15 protein-coding genes are annotated in these 18,510 nt (G+C 69.1%); 7 read left to right on the plus strand and 8 right to left on the minus strand.

Features of this window, described 5'->3' with window-relative positions:
* Positions 1–2 precede the first annotated feature (2 nt).
* On the minus strand, positions 3–3,473 hold the full coding sequence (locus OK345_RS09770) for an efflux RND transporter permease subunit (protein ID WP_265127777.1): 3,471 nt from the start codon (positions 3,471–3,473) through the stop codon (positions 3–5).
* A complete protein-coding gene (locus tag OK345_RS09775) occupies positions 3,470–4,603 on the minus strand; it encodes an efflux RND transporter periplasmic adaptor subunit (protein WP_265127778.1) in 1,134 nt (377 codons plus the stop codon). The genes OK345_RS09770 and OK345_RS09775 overlap by 4 nt, the downstream gene beginning before the upstream one ends.
* A gap of 205 nt (positions 4,604–4,808) precedes the next feature.
* On the opposite strand from OK345_RS09775, the gene OK345_RS09780 reads away from it, so the two are divergent.
* Both OK345_RS09780 and OK345_RS09785 read left to right on the plus strand, forming a co-directional pair.
* Entirely contained in the window at positions 4,809–5,189 is a 381-nt protein-coding gene (locus OK345_RS09780; RefSeq protein ID WP_265127779.1) for a c-type cytochrome, read from the plus strand.
* 9 nt (positions 5,190–5,198) lie between these two features.
* Positions 5,199–5,636, plus strand: a complete 438-nt coding sequence (locus OK345_RS09785; RefSeq protein WP_265127780.1) for a c-type cytochrome — start codon at positions 5,199–5,201, stop codon at positions 5,634–5,636.
* Between the two features lie 76 nt (positions 5,637–5,712).
* Here OK345_RS09785 and OK345_RS09790 read toward each other — a convergent pair whose 3' ends face one another.
* Together OK345_RS09790 and OK345_RS09795 are read right to left on the minus strand one after the other, a co-directional pair.
* Positions 5,713–7,527 (minus strand): hypothetical protein, encoded by a 1,815-nt coding sequence (locus tag OK345_RS09790; protein WP_265127781.1) that lies wholly within the window; start codon positions 7,525–7,527, stop codon positions 5,713–5,715.
* Between the two features lie 24 nt (positions 7,528–7,551).
* Positions 7,552–8,151, minus strand: a complete 600-nt coding sequence (locus OK345_RS09795) for an NfuA family Fe-S biogenesis protein (protein WP_265127782.1) — start codon at positions 8,149–8,151, stop codon at positions 7,552–7,554.
* A gap of 90 nt (positions 8,152–8,241) precedes the next feature.
* Between OK345_RS09795 and OK345_RS09800 the strand changes: the two genes are divergently transcribed.
* From OK345_RS09800 to OK345_RS09815, 4 genes are all read left to right on the plus strand, one after another.
* Complete coding sequence (locus tag OK345_RS09800; RefSeq protein WP_265127783.1) at positions 8,242–8,592, plus strand: 4a-hydroxytetrahydrobiopterin dehydratase; 351 nt, start codon at positions 8,242–8,244, stop codon at positions 8,590–8,592.
* On the plus strand, positions 8,589–9,008 hold the full coding sequence (locus OK345_RS09805; protein ID WP_265127784.1) for an energy transducer TonB: 420 nt from the start codon (positions 8,589–8,591) through the stop codon (positions 9,006–9,008). Before OK345_RS09800 ends, OK345_RS09805 begins: the two co-directional genes overlap by 4 nt.
* An 84-nt stretch (positions 9,009–9,092) precedes the next feature.
* Complete coding sequence (gene zupT / locus OK345_RS09810; RefSeq protein WP_265127785.1) at positions 9,093–9,902, plus strand: zinc transporter ZupT; 810 nt, start codon at positions 9,093–9,095, stop codon at positions 9,900–9,902.
* The gene (locus OK345_RS09815) at positions 9,896–10,303 is read left to right on the plus strand and encodes an energy transducer TonB (protein ID WP_265127786.1); all 408 of its coding nucleotides are present in this window, start codon (positions 9,896–9,898) and stop codon (positions 10,301–10,303) included. The genes zupT and OK345_RS09815 overlap by 7 nt, the downstream gene beginning before the upstream one ends.
* Positions 10,304–10,331: 28 nt before the next feature.
* Here OK345_RS09815 and OK345_RS09820 read toward each other — a convergent pair whose 3' ends face one another.
* A complete protein-coding gene (locus tag OK345_RS09820) occupies positions 10,332–11,306 on the minus strand; it encodes an RluA family pseudouridine synthase (RefSeq protein WP_265127787.1) in 975 nt (324 codons plus the stop codon).
* 406 nt (positions 11,307–11,712) lie between these two features.
* Here OK345_RS09820 and OK345_RS09825 point away from each other — a divergent pair, with 406 nt between their 5' ends.
* Positions 11,713–14,856, plus strand: a complete 3,144-nt coding sequence (locus OK345_RS09825; protein WP_265127788.1) for an Rne/Rng family ribonuclease — start codon at positions 11,713–11,715, stop codon at positions 14,854–14,856.
* Between the two features lie 664 nt (positions 14,857–15,520).
* On the opposite strand, the gene OK345_RS09830 is transcribed toward OK345_RS09825, so the two are convergent.
* The 3 genes from OK345_RS09830 to ispG all read right to left on the minus strand — a co-directional run bounded on the left by OK345_RS09830 (position 15,521) and on the right by ispG (position 18,471).
* Complete coding sequence (locus OK345_RS09830; protein WP_265127789.1) at positions 15,521–16,168, minus strand: response regulator; 648 nt, start codon at positions 16,166–16,168, stop codon at positions 15,521–15,523.
* Between the two features lie 346 nt (positions 16,169–16,514).
* Positions 16,515–17,225, minus strand: coding sequence for a phosphatase PAP2 family protein (locus tag OK345_RS09835; protein ID WP_265127790.1), 711 nt, complete (start codon positions 17,223–17,225; stop codon positions 16,515–16,517).
* Positions 17,206–18,471, minus strand: a complete 1,266-nt coding sequence (ispG, locus tag OK345_RS09840) for a flavodoxin-dependent (E)-4-hydroxy-3-methylbut-2-enyl-diphosphate synthase (RefSeq protein ID WP_265127791.1) — start codon at positions 18,469–18,471, stop codon at positions 17,206–17,208. Before ispG ends, OK345_RS09835 begins: the two co-directional genes overlap by 20 nt.
* Between the last annotated feature and the right edge of the window lie 39 nt (positions 18,472–18,510).

An 18,510-nucleotide genomic window follows, 5' to 3' on the forward strand; every position in this document is an offset into this window, starting at 1 on the left:
TCTCAGCTCTCCAGCCCGCCGTCCAGCGCTTCCTGCTCGTGCGCCAGCACCCGCGCCGCCTGTTCGGCATCGCGGCGCGCGCGGCGCCCGCGTTCGGCGTAGTACTCGTCCGGCTTGCGGTCCAGCAGGTCATACACCACCGGGATCACCACCAGCGTCAGCAGGGTGGACACCAGCAGGCCGCCGATCACCGTGATCGCCATCGGCGAGCGCACCTCGGCACCCTCGCCAAAGGCCAGCGCCAGCGGCAGGAAGCCGAACACCGCGCACAACGTGGTCATCATGATCGGCCGCAGGCGCGAACGCGCGCCCTCGACCAGCGCCTCGCGCTTGGCCACGCCCTCCTCGCGCAGCTGGTTGACCTTGTCGATCAGGATGATGGCGTTCTTCACCACCAGTCCGACCAGCAGGATCAGGCCGATGAACACCACCACCGAGATCGGCGAGCGCGACAGCATCAGCGCCGCCACCGCGCCGACCAATGCCAGCGGGATGGTGAACAGGATCACGAACGGGTGCAGCAGCGACTCGAACTGCGAGGCCATCACCAGATAGACCAGGAACACCGCCAGGGCGAAGGCGAACAGCAGCGAGCGGATCGACTCGCCCAGCTCCTCGCCCTGGCCGCCGATGCGCATGCCCACGTCGGTGCCCAGCGGGTTCTCGGCCACCATCTTCTGCACTTCGGTGATCGCCTTGCCCAGGTCGATGTCGCGCAGGTTGGCCGAGACGATGGCCACGCGGCGCTGGTCGGCACGGTGGATCTCGCTCGGCCCGGTGGTGGCGACCACCTCGGCCACCGAGGCCAGTTCCACCGGCTTGGCGCCTGTCGGGTTCACGATCAGGCGGCGGATGTCGTCCACCGAGGAACGCTCCGATTCCTGCACCCGCACCAGTACGTCGATCTTGCGGTCGCGGAAGCTGTAGCGGGTGGCGACGTTGCCCTTGACCTTGTTGACCACCGCATCGGCGATCTGCCGGGTGGTCAGGCCCAGCGCCGCGGCGCGGTCCTGGTCGAACAGGACCTGGATTTCCGGAAAGCCCTGTTCCACCGTCGACTTCACGTCGGCGTAGTGCGGGTTCTGCCGCAGCATGTCGGCCAGGCGGTTGCCGGCCACGCGGATCGCCTCCAGATTGTTGCCTTCGATCTCGATCTCCAGCGGCGGCGACAGCGCGAACAGCTCGGGGCGGGCGAAATCGACCTGCGCGGCCGGATAGGCCTTCATCGTCTCGCGCAGCTTGTCGACCAGCACGGCCTCGGCCTTGGTGTCGCTCATCACCACCGACAGCTTGCCGATGTTCTCGCCGCTCTCGGTGGGGTTGGCATCCAGCCGCGTGCCGGTGCCGGACACGCCGTACAGCAGGCGCACGCCCTTCTCGTCGGCATGCTTGCGCTGCACCTCGCGCACCAGCGCGTCGGTCTGCGCCAGCGGTGTGCCGGGCGGCAGCTTGGCGGTCATCTCGAAACGGTCCTGCGCCAGCTGCGGGATCAGGTCGACGCCGAGGAACGGCAGCACCCCCAGCGTCAGCGCGAACGCCAGCGTCGCGCCCCCCAGCACCGGCCACGGCCGCACCAGCGCGGCGGGCAGCAGGCGCAGGTAGCTGCGCTCGGCACGGCCATAGGGCGCCATCGCCAGGTCGCTGGCCTTGCGCATCACCGGACCGACCACCGCGGTAATGCCGCGGAACACGCGCACCACCATCCAAACCGCGGCGAAGAAGCCGTAGCGGAACATCGCACCGATGCCGCGGCCGGCAAACGCGGCCGGCTTCTGCCAGCGGCTTTGCGGGCGCCATGGCCCACGCGGAGCTTCGGCCGGGAATTCCAGCGGCGGCCGCCCCTTCAGCGCGCTCAGCATCGGGATAAGCGTCATCGACACCACCAGCGACACCGCGATGGCGATGGACACGGTCAGCGCCTGGTCGCGGAACAGCTGCCCGGCGATGCCCTCGACGAATACCAGCGGCAGGAACACCGCGATCGTGGTCAAGGTCGAAGCCACCACCGCCATGAACACCTCGCGGGTGCCCTTGATCGCCGCTTCCAGCACGCCCAGGCCGCGCTCGCGCGCCTTGGCGATGGACTCCAGCACCACGATGGAGTCGTCCACCACCAGGCCGGTGGCCAGCGCCAGGCCGCCCAGCGACATCACGTTCAGGCTCAGACCGAGCTGGCCCATGAAGAAGAACGTGGCGATGATCGAAATCGGCAACGACAGCGAGATGACGAAGGTGCTCCAGCCATCGCGCAGGAACAGGAAGATGATCAGCACCGACAGCAGGCCACCGATCACCGCATCGACCTTGACGTCCTTGATGGCGTGGCGGATGAACACCGACTGGTCCTCCACCACCGTCATCTCGATGTCCTTGGGCATCTGCTTGCGGATCAGCTCCAACCGCGCTTCCAGCGCATCGGCGGTGGACACGGTATTGGCGTCGCCCTCCTTGTAGACCGCCAGCTCGACCGCCTCGAGGCCGGCGCTGCGGATCACCGCCTCGCGCTCCTTGTAGCCCTGGTACACCTCGGCCACGTCCTTCAGCCGCACCGGCGCGCTGCCGCCGCCGCTGCCGTCGCTGCGCAGCGCCGCGATCACGTTCGGGTCGCGGCTGCCCAGGATCGCGGTCATCAGCTGGCGGTTCTCGCCCGACGACGACGTGGCCGAACCACCGCTGGTGTTCAGCAGCATCTCGCGCATCTGCTCGACCGTGGCGAACTGATTGACCGTACGCACCAGGTAGCGCTGCGAACCTTCCTCCAGGCGGCCGCCGGACAGGTTGACGTTCTCCTGCTGCAGGCGCTGGATCACGCTGTCCAGCGACAGCCCCAGCTGCGCCAGCTTGCGCTGGTCGATCTCCACCTGGATCTCGTCCTCCAGGCCGCCGCCGACCTTCACCGCGGCCACGCCGTTGACCGGCTCCAGCTTGCGCTTGAGGTCCTCGTCGGCATAGCGGCGCAGCTCCATCAGCCGGCGCACCGCGTCGGCCTCGCTGCCGCCCTCCTGCTTCGACGACAGCGCCAGCCGCATGATCGGCTGGGTGGACGGGTTGAAGCGCAGCAGCACCGGCGGCTTGGCCTCCAGCGGCAGCTGCAGCGTTTCCATCTTGTCGCGCACGTCCAGCCCGGCCTGCTGCATGTCCGTGCCCCAGGCGAACTCCAGCACCACGTCGCTCTGCCCGGTGCGCGAGATCGACTTGAGCTTGCGCAGCCCCTTGACGATGCCCAGCACCTCCTCGGCCGGCTGCGAGATCAGCGTCTCCACTTCCGCCGGGGCCGCGCCTTCGTAGTCGGTGCGCACGGTCAGCGTGGGATAGCTCAGGTCCGGCAGCAGTTCTACCTTCAGGCTCGACAACGAAATCAGGCCGAACAGCACCAGGGTGAGTGTCATCATCGCGATGGTGACGCGACGGCGGGTGGCGAATTCGATCAGGTCAAAGCCACTGCCGGAAACCGACGGGCCATGCGCACTCATTGCTTGGCCGCCTGTGCGGCCGGCGCCGTTGCCACCGCATCACCCGGCTTGTCCTGGCCGATCACCTGCACCGCACTGCCTTCGCGCAGCGCGGCCTTGCCGGCGACGACCACTTCATCGCCCTGCTCCAGGCCTTCGCGCACCTCGATCCAGCCGGTATCGTCGTAGCCGAGCTTGAGCGGCGTGCGCAGCACCCTGCCTTCGCGCACGACGTAGACCGCCGATTCGCCGCCGTCCTCCAGCAGCGCGCTGCGCGGCACCACCAGCGCATCGGCGCGCTGGTCGTAGTTGATGCTCAGCCGCCCGAACATGCCCGGCTGCAATTCGCCGTCGCCGGAGAACGCGGCGACCACGCGGAACGTACCGGTGCCGTTGTCGACCACCGGCGACACCCGATCCACCGTGCCGCCGAACCTGCGGCCCGGCAGCGCGTCGGCGACCAGTTCCACCACCTGCCCCGGCTTGAGTTTGGCGATCTCGCGCTCGGGCACGTTGAGCGTGGCTTCCAGGCGGCTGCTGTCGACCACGCGGATGATCGGCGAGTTGATCTGCACGAAGTTGCCCGGCTTGATGTCGCGCGAGGCGACCACGCCGGAAATCGGCGCCACCACCGTGGTGTAGGAAAGCTCCAGCTGCGCCAGGTTGTGCTGGGCGCGTGCGTTCTCCAGGTCGTAGCGCATCTGGTCGACTTCGCCGGTGCTGATCAGCTGCTGGGCCACCAGCTGCTGGGCGCGGCGGTAGTTGTTCTCCAGCTTGCGCAGCTGCGCCTCGCTCTGCGCCACCGCCAGCCGCGCGCGGTCCGGGTCCAGCCGTACCAGCGGCTGCCCGGCCTTCACCTGCTGCCCTTCCTCCACCAGCACGGCCAACGCCACGCCCGAAGTCTTGGCCACCACCTGCGATTCGGCACGCGCCTCCAGCGCCGCGGTGCCGGTGTAGCTGGCCGCGATGGCGCGACGAGTCGCCTGGGCCACCTCCACCGGCACCGCGTCGACGGCCTTCTCGCCGCCCTGGTTCTTGGCCTGGGCCTCTTTGCCGCCGGCTTTGCAGCCGCCCAGCAGCAAGGAAACGGAAATCAACAGTACGGCAGCGCAGCGTCCGGTGCGGCCGTGCAGGGAAAAGTGTCGCGACATCGTCGTGTCCATAGGGATGCGGTGGCAGGTGTGGTAGGAAAGTAATGCACCAAGGCACCGCAACACCATGCCCCAAAGGTCATGGTGACTTGCGGCGTCGCGTCATCGGCCCCTGTTTCGGACGCGTGAATACGCAGGCTATACTCGGGCCGTTCCGTGTCCCCCACGGCGGAACGACCAGACCCGCACTCCGGACCACGAAACCATGCGCCCGCAGCCGCTCGCCGCTTGTCTCGCTCTGGCCGTCCTCCTGCCCCTCGGGGCGGCATCGGCCACTCCGCAGTCCGAAACACCCGCTCCTTCCGCCGCTCCCGATACCGCTCCTGCCGCAGTCGCCGGCCGGCCGGAGGCCGGGCGGGTCCTGGCCTACACCTGCCAGGGCTGCCACGGCATCACCGGCTACAAGAACGCCTATCCGAGCTACAAGGTTCCCAAGATCGGCGGCCAGTCGGCCGAATACCTGACCCAGGCGCTGACCGAATACCGGGAAGGCAAACGCAAGCATCCGACCATGCAGGCGCAGTCGCTGAGCTTCAGCGCGCAGGAGATCGCCGATCTCTCCGCCTACCTGTCCACCCTGAAGTAGGCATCGCCCATGTCGAAAGCCACGCACGCAACGCGTCTCGCCATCGTCCTGTTCGCTGCCTCCGCACTGGTGGCCTGCTCGCCGTCGCAGGAAGACCCGTCGGCCTCCGAGGCAGGCCATTCCGGCAGTTCCTCGGCCGGACTGCCGGCCGGACGCATCGCCGTCGGCGAGCGGCTGGTACAGGCCAAGGGCAAGGCGACCGGGCAGAGCTGCATCGATTGTCATGGCGCCGACGGCAACGAACCCATCGACGTCGTCTATCCCAAACTCGGTGGCCAGTACGCGGACTACCTGGCCCACGCGCTCCAGGCCTATCGTTCCGGCGCCCGCGATCACGCGCTGATGACGCCGCAGGCCACCGACCTGAGCGACCAGGACATCGCCGACCTCTCGGCCTGGTTCGCCTCGCGCCCCACCCAGCTGCGCGACCTGCACGGCCTCAACTGAAACCGGCGCGCGCCGCGGCCCCACGGTCGCGACGCGCCTTGTCTCCCGGCCCTCGGCGGCGGGTACTCCGTCGCCTTCAGCGGCTGCCGTTGTCTTCCTGCAATTCCGGCTTGAATGGCACGTCCGGCGGCGGCCGCGCCTCGGCCGGTTGCTCGTTCATGTTCGGGTTGCTCAGCCCGCAACCGCCCCCGAACTGCAACAGCGAAACCACGCAGGAAATGCGGGTGTTGGTGCCGGGAATCGGGATCTCGATGTTCTTGATGCCCTTGCGCACCCATTCGGCCAGCAGCGATTCGTTCGGCACCCAGTACCTGTCGAACGAGGTGGGGGTGTGGTCGTAGGGCGGACGCTTGAGCCAGGTACCGGATGCGGCGATGCGGTCGCGCGTCCAGGTATCGGAATCGCCACCGGGCGCACCGCGACGGTTTTCGCCGGCGTCGCCATCCTGCCCGGGCAGGCGCACGCTGCCGTCGCGGTTGTACACGCCTTCCCCCTGCCGGGCGCTGTCGCCACCGCGGTCGCGGGCGGCGGCGCTCCAGTCGTCGCCACGTGTCGGCGCGGACCAGTCCCCGGCAGCAGGTTCCTGCGACCGGGATGCTGTCTCCTGCCCGGCACCGGCGGCCGCAGCCGTCGCCGGCGCGGCTGCCGCTGCAGGCGGGGTCGCCGCGGATCCCGGCGCGGCCACCGGGGACGGAGTCGGAAGTACGGCCGTCCCAGCCTCCGTGGCCGGAACCTGCACCTCGCGCACCGCCAGTTCGGGCGTGCGCACGCCCGCCTCCACCTCCCGGCCGCGCGGTTGCGGCAACGCCAGCGGCGGCGATGGCGCCACCTCGATCTCGCGTTCGCGCACCTGCACCACCGGCGCCTCGATCGATTGTGGCAATACGGGACGCTCGCGGACCTGCGGCGCCGGGGGCCGTTCGTCGACGATCTGGATCTCGCGCTCGCGCACCTGCACCACCGGTGCCTCGATCGATTGCAGCGGTACCGGGCGCTCGCGGACCTGCAACGCCGGAGGACGTTCGTCGACGACCTGGATCTCGCGCTCGCGCACCTGCACCGTCGGCGCCTCGATCGACTGCGGCAGTAGCGGGCGCTCGTGGATCTGCAGCGCCGGGGGCCGCTCGTCGACGATCTGGACCTGACGCTCGCGCACCTGCATGTCGCGCGTCGGCAACTCCCGCGGCGTCACCGACGGCATCCGCACCGTAGGCGGCGGCAACACGAATTCGCCGGTGGGCTCCGGGGTCTCGGTGACCTGCAGCGGCTGCTCGGCCGGCGCTGCGGCATCGACCGCGGCCGACGGTGCCGGTGCGGCCGGTGCGGGCATCTGCGCCGCGGCCGGTGCGGGCGCAGGTTCAGCGGGAACAGTCGCCGATGCCGTCGCCTGCCGTGGCGCGCCTGGAGCCGGCGCCTCCACCTGCTCCGGCGATCCGCCCCCCGCTTCCGCTGCCGCCGCAGGCGCCCCCGTCCCCAGGAATTCGACCTGCACGCGGTTGTCGCCGCCGCCGGCCGGTTGCGGTGGCGTCGCCAGCCGCACCAGCGCCACCCACAGCAACAGCAGGGCAAACAGCAGATGCACCAGGAAACTGCAGGCGGCCGCGGTCCAGCGCATCCAGCGCTGGTCGCGCGGCGGCGGATCCCAGTCCTGCCACCACAACCGCCGGAATGCGCGCCACATGCCCAACTCGGGCAGGACCCCGGACGCAGGCGGGCGCGGGCGCTGCAACATCACCGCAACCACATCGCCGCCATGGAAAGGCCGCGGCAGCGGCGACAGCGCGCGCAGCCAGATGCCCCAGCCGTAGGGCAGGCCGGTCTTGCGCTCCAGGATGAGCTTGTCCGGCCGGCGCGCCAGCAGCAGTTGCAGGATGTCGGCGGCTCGCGTCACCGGCGCGGCGGGGAAATGGATGGATCAGCCCGCGCGGTCGCGCGGTATGTAGGGAGCCTGGCCACTGTCGTGGTCGGTGGCGTCGCGCACCGCGGTCACGCCCGGCACGCGGCCCATCAGGGTCTTCTCGATGCCCTGCTTCAGGGTGACGTCGGCCATCCCGCAGCCATGGCAGCCGCCGCCGAAGCGCAGCAGCACCACGCCGTCGGCGGAGACCTCCTGTACCGCGACGCGGCCGCCGTGGGACGCCAGCTGCGGATTGATCTCGTTCTCCACCACCCAGTGCACGCGCTCCACCATCGAGGCGGATTCGGCCGGCGCCTCGCCCTTGATCTTGGGTGCCTTGATGGTGAGCTGCTGGCTGCCGGTGGCCTGGGTGATGTAGTCGATTTCAGCCCCGTCCAGCCACGCCACGCTGGTGGCCGCCACGTAGAGGGTGAAACCGTCGCAATCCACCGCCCACTCGTCGCCGCTGAGCTCGGCCGGCTCGGCGAACTCCAGCCGCGCATCGGCGCGCGGCGTTCCCGGATCGACCGCGCTCAGGCGCACGCCCATGCCGGGAATGGCCTCGCGTTCGATCAGCTTGCGGAAATGACGCTGTGCGGTGTCGGAGATCTGGATCATGCGGTTATTCTAGCTTGTCCTTGCCGGTGGCTCATTCGCCAGCGACGCCCCGCGACACAACGTTCAGCCAACACGACAGTGGAGACCCCCATGGCCGACCTGATCCCCCTCGTCCAGGCCCATTGCCTGCCGCGCAAAGGCGTCGAACACAAGCTGGGCGAAGCCCGCCTTTCGGAGCTGCTGCCCCAGGTGCCGGGCTGGGAACTGGCCGAAAACGGGCTGGCGCTGGTGCGCACCTTCGGCTTCCGCAACTACTACGAGACCATGGCCTTCGTTAACGCGCTGGCCTGGGTCGCCCATCGCGAAGACCACCATCCCGATCTTTCGGTGCACTACGACCGCGCGGTGGTACGTTTCTCCACCCACGACGTGGGCGGCCTGAGCGAGAACGACTTCATCTGTGCAGCCAAGGCCTCGGCCCTAGCGGAGTCAAAGCCATGAACATGCGTCCCCTCCTGTGCGCCAGCCTTGCCACCGCCCTGCTCGGCGGCTGCGGGCCCTCCGCCGGCCCCGACGCCGCACCGGCGATCGCGCCGACCCAGGTGGCGGCCGTGCAGACCCCGCCGCCGGACTATCCGATCGAGCTGGCCTGCATGGGCGTGGGCGGCAAGAGCGTGCTGAACGTGGTGGTGGGAACGGAAGGCACCCCCACCGAGGTGAAACTGCAGACCAGCAGCGGCAATCCGCAGCTGGACGAATCGGCGCAGCGGCGCGTGCGCGAGTGGAAGTTCAAGCCCGCCACCCGCAACGGCCAGCCGGTGCCGACCACGATCCAGGTGCCGGTCAGCTTCAACCCGCCGCAACCGCGCCCGGACGAGTGCTTCGCGATCGAGGAGCGGTTGCGCCGCGGCGGCTGATCCACGCCGTACATTGGTTGTCGCCACCGCTGCCGGCGCCCGCCGGCAACGCCCCCTCCCGCTCCACCCACCCTCCCCCGGCGCATGATCGAAATCTCCGGCGACAACCTCTGGATCGCCTTCAGCGTCACCCTCGCCGCCGGCCTGGCCACCGCCATCGGCAGCCTGATGGTGCTGTTTTCGCGGCGCCCCAATCCGCGGCTGCTGGCCTTCGGCCTGGCCTTTGCCGGCGGTGCGATGGTGTACGTATCGCTGTCGGAAATCCTCAACAAGTCCATCGCCTCGTTCGCGCTGACCTATGGCGACAGGCTGGGCTTCGCCTACGGCACCCTCTCCTTCCTCGCCGGCGTGCTGCTGATCATGGGAATCGACCACCTGATCCCCAATCCGCATGAAAGCCTGGACAAGCAGGATCCGATGTTCCGCGAGAACAACCGCGCCTACATCAAGCGGGTCGGCCTGCTCACCGCGGTGGCCATCACCGCGCACAACTTCCCGGAAGGATTGGCCACCTTCTTCGCCACCCTGGAAAGCCCGTCGGTCGGCATGCCGCTGGCCTTCGCCATCGCCATCCACAACGTGCCCGAAGGCATCGCCATCGCGGTGCCGGTGTACTTCGCCACCCACAACAAGTTCTACGCCTTCGGCGCCAGCCTGCTGTCGGGGCTGGCCGAACCGGTGGGCGCGGCAATCGGCTATTACGCCCTGGCCAACGTGCTCTCGCATGGCACTTTCGGCATCGTGTTCGGCCTGATCTCCGGCGTCATGGTGTTCCTGGCGCTGGACGAACTGCTGCCCGCCGCCAAGCGCTACGCCAAGGGCCACGAGACGGTCTACGGCCTGGTGGCCGGCATGGGCGTGCTGGCGATCAGCCTGGTGCTGTTCAAATGGTGATGGCCCGCCGGCACGGCGCCGGTACCGGCATGATGCGGATTGCGCTGGCACTCGCCGTACCGCTTCTCCCGCACGGTTCCGCCGCCCTGGCCGCGACCGCCGCACATGCCGAGGCCGCCCCCACGCATGGCGCCAGCGTCGATATCCGCTCGAAGAACATGAACCCGCCGCGCTACCCGGCCGAGGCATGGCGCGACGGTATCGCCGGTACCGCCTGGATCAGGGCGCGGGTGGATGCAACCGGCGCCCTGACCGGGGTCGAGATCGACGAATCCAGCGGCCACGAGGCGCTCGACCAGGCCGCCGCCGAGGCCGCCCGGCGCTGGCAGTATCGGCCCGCGATGCAGGATGGGCGGCCCATTGCCGGGCAGGTCCGCATCCCGCTGCACTTCGAACGCTGACGCTCGCCGCCATCGCGCGGCGGCGGCGCTATCCCAGACGGTCCAACGCTTCGGCCAGTTCCCCGGCCAGCGGCGCATTCAGCAGATAGGGCGTCTTGCCGGCGTCCAGCGCGAACTCCAGCGAGGCGGCGTGCAGGAACAGCCGCTTCAGCCCGACCTGTTCGCGCAGGCGCTTGTTCACCGCCGGATCGCCGTACTTGTCGTCGCCAGCCACCGCATGCCCGATGTGCTGGGCGTGCACCCGGATCTGGTGGGTGCGGCCGGTCTCGATCCTGACCTCGCAATAGGAATGCCCGCCGCGCCGCTCCAGCACCCGGAAATGGCTGAGCGAGGGCTTGCCCGCCGGATTCACCTGGACATGCCGTTCGCCGCCCTGGCGCAGGCCCACGTGCAGCGGCGCATCGACCGTCATCACCCCGTCGGGCATGCGACCGGTCAGCAGGGTCAGGTAGCGCTTCTGGATGCGGCCGCCTTCCTCGCGCATCAGCGCCTGCAGTTCGCTCAGCGCCGAACGTTTCTTGGCCATCACCAGCAGCCCGGAGGTATCCCGGTCCAGGCGATGGACCAGTTCCAGGTTCTGTTGCGGGCGCAACACCCGCATGGTCTCGATGGCGCCATGGCTGATGCCGCTGCCGCCGTGGCTGGCCACGCCCGAGGGCTTGTTCAGTACCAGCAGCCGCGCGTCCTCGAACACGATGGCCTGTTCCATCCGCTGCAGGAAGGCGCTCGGCGGCGGGGTCTTGTCGCCGACCTCGGTGAGACTGACCGGCGGCACCCGCACCTCGTCGCCGCCCTCCAGCTTGCGCTCGGCCTTGGCACGGCCGCCATTGACGCGGACCTGGCCACTGCGCACCAGCTTGTAGATCAGGCTGCGCGGCGCCCCCTTGAGCTGTCCCAGCAGGAAGTTGTCCAGGCGCTGGCCGCCGCGGTCATCGGGCACCTTGATCAGGCGCACGCTCGATTTGCCCGCAGACGGCTTGCGGATGTGTTCGGAGTCGGTCATCGGGCTGTTTATTCTGTTACACTCGGGGCGCGAGATAAGGGATTGATTTCGTTGGAAGTTAGCAAGGGCCAGAAGCCCGACTTCCCACGAATCCGGCACAGTGCGCGGCCACCGCCCCCGGGGCGGCCATGTTAGCGGCTCACCGGCGTTCCCGGCCATCGCCGGATGCCGCAAGCATCTGCGCTGAACATGTCCCGCGCGGCGCTCCCAGCTTGGCTGGAAGCAGCCGCCGGCCCTGAAACACCTAAAAACAAAACATTAAGAAGCGCTCCCGCGGCCTGCCGTGGTGTCGTAGCGCTGGAAACCCAAGCCGCCCTACCCGCGCCTGCGCGAAGGGCGGCGAACCGTGACCAGAAGCGAAACCCCATGGCGTTCCGCGCGGTAGCAGCGCGCGAGGAACGCAAAAATGAAGCGAATGCTGATCAATGCCACGCAGGCCGAAGAACTGCGGGTAGCCATCGTCGATGGCCAGACGCTGTACGACATCGATATCGAACAGCCGTCCAAGGAACAGAAGAAGTCCAACATCTACAAGGGCCGCATCACCCGGCTCGAACCCTCCCTCGAGGCGGCGTTCGTCGAATACGGCGGTGACCGCCACGGCTTCCTGCCGCTGAAGGAAATCTCCCGCGACTACTTCCAGGCCGGGGTCGACCACAACAAGGCCGGCATCCGCGAGCTGCTGCGCGAAGGCCAGGAAGTCGTGGTCCAGGTGGACAAGGACGAGCGCGGCAACAAGGGCGCCGCCCTGACCACGTTCATCTCGCTGGCCGGCCGCTACATGGTGCTGATGCCCAACTCGCCCACCGCCGGCGGCGTCTCGCGCCGGATCGAGGGCGAGGACCGGGCCGCGCTGAAGGAAGCGATGGACAAGCTGAACATCCCCGACGACATGGGGGTGATCATCCGTACCGCCGGCGTCGGCCGCGACGCCGAAGAGCTGCAGTGGGACCTGGACTACCTGCTGCAGGTGTGGCGCTCGATCGCCGAGGCGGCGCTGACCAAGCCGGCGCCGTTCCTGATCTACCAGGAATCGCGGCTGATCGTGCGCGCCCTGCGCGACTACCTGCGCGCCGACGTCGGCGAGATCCTGGTCGATACCGAGGAACTGTACGAGACCGCGCGCGAGTTCATGCAGCAGGTGATGCCGCAGACCCTGCGCAAGCTCAAGCACTACAAGGACGACATCCCGCTGTTCAACCGCTTCCAGATCGAATCGCAGATCGAGGCGATCTACGAGCGCAACGTGCGCCTGCCCTCCGGCGGTTCGATCGTGGTCGACCAGACCGAGGCGCTGACCGCCATCGACGTCAACTCCTCGCGTGCCACCAAGGGCAGCGACATCGAGGACACCGCGTTCCAGACCAACCTGGAAGCGGCCGAGGAAGTGGCGCGCCAGCTGCGCCTGCGCGACCTCGGCGGCCTGGTGGTGATCGACTTCATCGACATGTCCTCGAACAAGCACCAGCGCGAAGTCGAGAACCGCCTGCAGAACGCGCTCAAGTACGACCGCGCACGCGTGCAGCTGGGCCGCATCTCGCGCTTCGGCCTGATGGAGATGAGCCGCCAGCGCCTGCGCCCGAGCCTGGGCGAATCCAGCCAGATCGTCTGCCCGCGCTGCGACGGCCACGGCCGCATGCGCAGCGTCGAGTCGCTGTCGCTGTCGATCATCCGCGTCGCCGAGGAGCACGCGATGAAGGAGAACACCGGACAGGTGCTGGTCCAGGCCCCGGTGGAGATCGCCAACTTCCTGCTCAACGAGAAGCGCAGCGCGCTGCGCGAGATCGAGAACCGCCACGACGCGCCGATCGTGATCGTCGCCGACGAGCAGCTGCACACCCCGCACTACGAAGTCACCCGCCTGCGCGAGAACGAGCTCGGCGAGGAAAGCAGCAAGCCCAGCTACCAGCGCGGCACCCCGCGCAAGCTGCCGGTGCATGCGCTGACCAAGGCCCAGCTCAACATCCCGCCGGCACCGGCGGTGACCCACGTCAAGCACAGCCAGCCGGCTCCGGTGCGCGAAGCGCCGGAACCGGCGCCCGCGCCTGCCCCGGCGCCGGTGACCCCGCCGCCGGCACCGGCCGCTACCGGCGTGGTCGGCTGGCTCAAGCGCATCTTCGGCGCCGAGCCGGCGGCTCCGGCCGAACCCGCACCGCGTCCGCGCCCGGAAGCCGGCAGCCGCGGCAACAACCGCGGCGACCGCAACGACCGCGGCCAGCGCCGTGACGGCAGCCGCAACGGCAACGGCCAGCAGGCCCGTGGCAACGGCCAGCGCCGGGAAGAGCGTCGCGACGAACGCCGCGAGGACCGTCGCCAGAACGGCGCGCAGCCGCAGGCAGCGCAGGGCGACAACGCTCCGGCCCGCCAGCCCAAGCAGCGCGGCGAACAACAGCCCAAGGCTCCGCGCAACGAACAGCAGCAGCCGAAGCTGAAGCAGAAGCAGCCGCGGCAGCAGCAGGACGGCGACCGCTCCGCGCAGGGCGACAAGCCGGCACGCCAGCCGCAGCCGGAAACCGCCAAGCAGGCCAATCCGGTCGATGGCAACGAGATCCGCACAGCCGCCGCAGCCGTTGCCGCACCGCTGGCAAAGGAAGCCGTGAAGGTTGCCGAGGACGTCGCCAAGCCGGTGGAAGCCCTGCTCCAGGACGCGACGCCCGCCGTGGATGGCGAGGCCCAGGTCGCCACCGGCGCAGCTGCGCCAACGGAAGCGACCGATGAAGGCAACGGCGAAGCCGGATCCCGTCGTCGCCGCGGCCGTCGCGGTGGCCGCCGCCGCCGTCGCGGCGGTAGCGATGCCGCCAACGGCAGCGAAACCGCCGGTGCCGACGAGGACGGCTTCGACGAGGCCGGCGACGACGCGGGCGAAGCCGCGCCGCAGCCGAACAGCAAGCAGCCCGAGTTCGATTTCGACGACGATGCGCCCGGCGCGCCGGCGACCCCGGCTCCCGCCCCGCAACCGCAGGCCATTGCCGAGCAGCCCAAGGCCGCTGCCGCGGCCCCGGTTGCGGGCAACCCAGCTGCGGCTGCACCGGCGGCGATTGCAACGCCGGCTCCGGCTGCCGTCGCCACTGCCAGCGTGCAGTCCAGCGTCGAAGCGCCGACGCCGGCGGAACCGGCTGCCGAACCGGCCGTGGTTCCGGCTGTCGAGACCGCTCCGGTGGCAGTCGTGGAGCCGGCGGCAACCGTTGTCGAAACCGCCGCAACGCCGGAAACGACCGCAACCGCGCGCCCCGAGCCGGTACAGACCAGCATGCTCGATGCGTTGACTGCCGAGCAGCCGCCGGCTGCCGTGACGGCCGTTGCTGCTGTATCCGGGTCCGTAGCCGACGCCGGCACGGAAGAAGCCGAAACCGCGGAAGCGGTGGAGGCAGTGGAAGTTGCGAAGAAGGATGTCGCCACGTCCGAGAACGGCCAGCTGTTCGCAGCCGCGGCGGCAGACGCCGAAACGGTTGCGTCCCCCGAGGCCGTCGCCGAAACCGTCGCCAGCGCCGATGACCGCGCCGGCAAGGGTGAAGAGAAGGACGAAGAGAAGGAACAGCACGCCAGCTGACCTTGCAGCGCCCCGGTGCTGAAACAGAAGAAGCGGCCTACGGGCCGCTTCTTCTGTTTTGGCAGAACGGTCGCCTCCATCGGTCGCGACTGATGGCCCGAGGCCACGCGAGCTTATCGGAGTGGCAACAACGCGCCTGCCCCACGGATGGGAGAACAGCCTCTTGTTCTCGCGTCATGTGTACTTGTAGCCTGGCCGCTTTCCGCCGCGGCGGGAACCGGCCTGGAACATTCCGCGAACGACTGGCACTCCGACCCGGATATCCGGCATGGCCAAGCCCATGCGCCGGAGCCGACCCGCGGCCCAGATCCCGACATGGCCGGAGAATCCCCCGCCCCGCCACCATGGCAGCCGCCGCGGAAGGCACCAGCAACCGCACCGACCTAGGGGTGTCGCAACCCGGCCATCCCCATCGAACCCATCGGCGGCGCATAAGAGCGCACCGCCAGGACGTTTCCATGCGAATACGCGCCTTCGCCACGAGGCCAACCGATACGGGAAACCGGCAGTCGGAACACGCGGCTCGCAACGCACAGGGCCATCCGCCGCATGCGATCACCCGGAAACGGTGTAAACGGAGGGAGGCCGCCCGGCATGCCTCGGCGCGGATCCCGCAAGGCACACGTGTTCGCCGCCGATGCGGCAAAGCGCCGTCGATACCCGGTCAGAGCGGCCGTGCCGGCTCCAGCAGGCCATACTGGCTGGCCAGCCGCGCCAGTGCGATGTTGTCCTGGATGCCGATCTTCTCGAACAGGCGCGCCTTGTGGGTATTGACGGTCTTGGCGCTCAGGCACAGGCGCTTGGCGATGTCTTCCTGGCGCAGCCCCTGGGTGAGCAGCAACGCCACCTCGAGCTCGCGCGGCGACAGCGCATCGAACGGCGAATCGCTGCCTTCCAGGTTGGCCAGGGCCAGGTTCTGCGCGATGCTGCTGCCGAGGTAGGGGCGGCCCAGCGCAACATCGTGCACTGCCCGCACCAGTTCCTGGGCGTCTCCGCCTTTGCCGACATAACCGGAGGCGCCGGCTTCGAGCAGGCGCTTGGGCAGCGGCCCGTCCTCCAGCACCGACACGATCACCACGCGGGTGCCGTGGTCGCCCTTGACGATGCGCTCGGTCACTTCCAGCCCGCTCACGCCCGGCAGGTGCAGGTCGCACAGCACCACGTCCGGCTTGAGCTGGCGGATCAACGGCAGCGCGGTTTCGCCACTGTCGGCTTCGCCGACCACCTCGATGCCGGTCTCGCCAGCAAGGATCATCTTGATGCCGGTGCGCACCAACGCGTGGTCGTCGATTAGAAATACCCTGATGGTCATCCCTGCGCTCCCCCGACAGCAAAAAACGAGGCCAGCCTAGCCCCGCGAACAGTTCCGGGCAAGCCAGTCCCTGGTTGCCCCTGCCCATTCTGGCATGCATCGCCCGTACCCCACGGGGCGACACAACGGTATTCTGCAGATGAACCACACCGGACTTACTCAAGGCCCGGCACGCAGGTTCGAGTGACCTGGCCTGACGCGTCCGGTTGGACGCGGGCCGGTGGCCTGCGGTTGGCATCGCCATTATCCAGGCGCTGCCGGGGCCGGCGCCATCGGAACTTTCCCGCATCGGCCCTAGGATTTTTCCGACACCACGACCATGGCCGGCCTCCGTCGCCGGCCCGCCTCAGCCCTGCCCGTCCCTGCGCAACCGCCGCCACGGATGCCGCTGGCGGAACATCACCAGATACACGCCGACGGTCCAGGCCAGCGCCGCGCACCAGCCGCCGAGGATGTCGGAGGGGTAATGCACGCCCAGGTAGACGCGCGACAGCCCCACCGACACCACGAACGCGATGGCGGCCGACAGCAGCGGCCAGCGCCAGCGGGTCGGCCAGGCCAGCAGCAGCACGGTCGCCGCCAGCGTCATCGATCCCATCGCGTGGCCGCTGGGGAAGCTGAAGGTGGTCTCCGGGGCAATCGACTCCCAGAGGCCCGGGCGGTCGCGCTGGAACAGCTGCTTGCTGGACAGGTTCAACAGCGCCGAGCCGGCAAAGGCGAGCGCCGCGAAGCTGCCTTCGCGCCATTGCCGGCGCGCCAGCAATGCGAACACGATCAGCACGTCGACCGGGATCACGCCCCACTGGTAGCCGATCTTCGACATGGCGACGAAGAACGCGTCCAGCCCCGGCGAGGCCAGCGCGTGCATGCGCCACAGCAGCGGCGCGTCGAAGTAGAACGACTCCAGTTCGTGGACCTCGTCGGCCAGCGCGACGAAGCCGGCCAGCGGCAGCAACACGCCGGCGAACAGCAGCGCGAAGCGCCATGCGTTGCGGGCCATCCAATGGCGGAAGCCGGCGGCTTCCTCGTGCGGCGCGCTACCCGGCGCCGCGGGCATACTTGTCTTCGACGTAGCTGTCGATCAGGGCGACGAATTCCCGGGCGATGTTCTCGCCGCGCAGCGTCACCTTCTTCTCGCCGTCGACGAACACCGGCGCCGACGGCGCCTCGCCGGTGCCCGGCAGCGAGATGCCGATGTTGGCGTGGCGCGATTCGCCCGGGCCGTTGACCACGCAGCCCATCACCGCCAGGGTCATGTTCTCCGCACCGGGGTGGCTGACCTTCCACACCGGCATCTTCTCGCGCACGTGGTTCTGCACCACCTTGGCCAGTTCCTGGAAGAACTCCGAAGTGGTGCGGCCGCAGCCCGGGCAGGCGGTGACCAGCGGCGTGAACGCACGCTGCCCGGTGGTCTGCAGCAGCTCCTGGGCGACGATCACTTCCTGCGTGCGCGACTGCCCCGGCTCGGGCGTCAGCGAGATGCGGATGGTGTCGCCGATGCCTTCCTGCAGCAGCACCGCCAGCGCCGCCGACGAGGCAACGATGCCCTTGCTGCCGATGCCGGCCTCGGTCAGGCCCAGGTGCAGGGCGAAGTCCGAACGCTGCGCCAGGTCGCGGTACACCGCGATCAGTTCCTGCACGCCGCTGACCTTGGCCGAAAGCACGATGCGGTCGCGCGCCAGGCCCAGCTCCACCGCCTGTTCGGCCGAATCCAGCGCCGAGCGGATCAGCGCTTCGCGCAGCACCCGGCCGGCGTCCCACGGCTGCTCGCGCCGGCTGTTCTCGTCCATCAGCCGCGCGGCCAGCGACTGGTCCAGCGAGCCCCAGTTGGCGCCGATCCGCACCGGCTTGCCGTAGCGGATGGCGAACTCGATCAGCTGCGCGAACTGGGTGTCCTTCTTCTTGCCGAAGCCGACGTTGCCCGGATTGATGCGGTACTTGGCCAGCGCCTCGGCGCAGGCCGGCTCCTGGCTCAGCAACTGGTGGCCGTTGTAGTGGAAGTCGCCGATCAGCGGCACTTCGATGCCCATCATCGCCAGCTTGTCGACGATGCGCGGGATGGCGGCGGCCGATTCGGGATTGTTGACCGTCAGCCGCACCATCTCCGACCCGGCCCGCCACAGCTCGGCCACCTGCTTGACGCTGGAGGCGACATCGGCGGTATCGGTATTGGTCATCGATTGCACCACCACCGGATGCCCGCCGCCGACCCGCACGCCGCCGATCTCGACGGTCTGGGTGATGCGGCGGGGCCACGCGGTCGCGTCGGTGGGCGGTGTCGGTCGGGTCACGGCGTCATGCATCCGCGCATTTTAGCGCGGGCCGCCGCCGCAGGTTGGCCG

Source organism: Xanthomonas chitinilytica (assembly GCF_026107455.2).
GTDB classification, from domain to species: Bacteria; Pseudomonadota; Gammaproteobacteria; order Xanthomonadales; family Xanthomonadaceae; genus Stenotrophomonas; species Stenotrophomonas chitinilytica.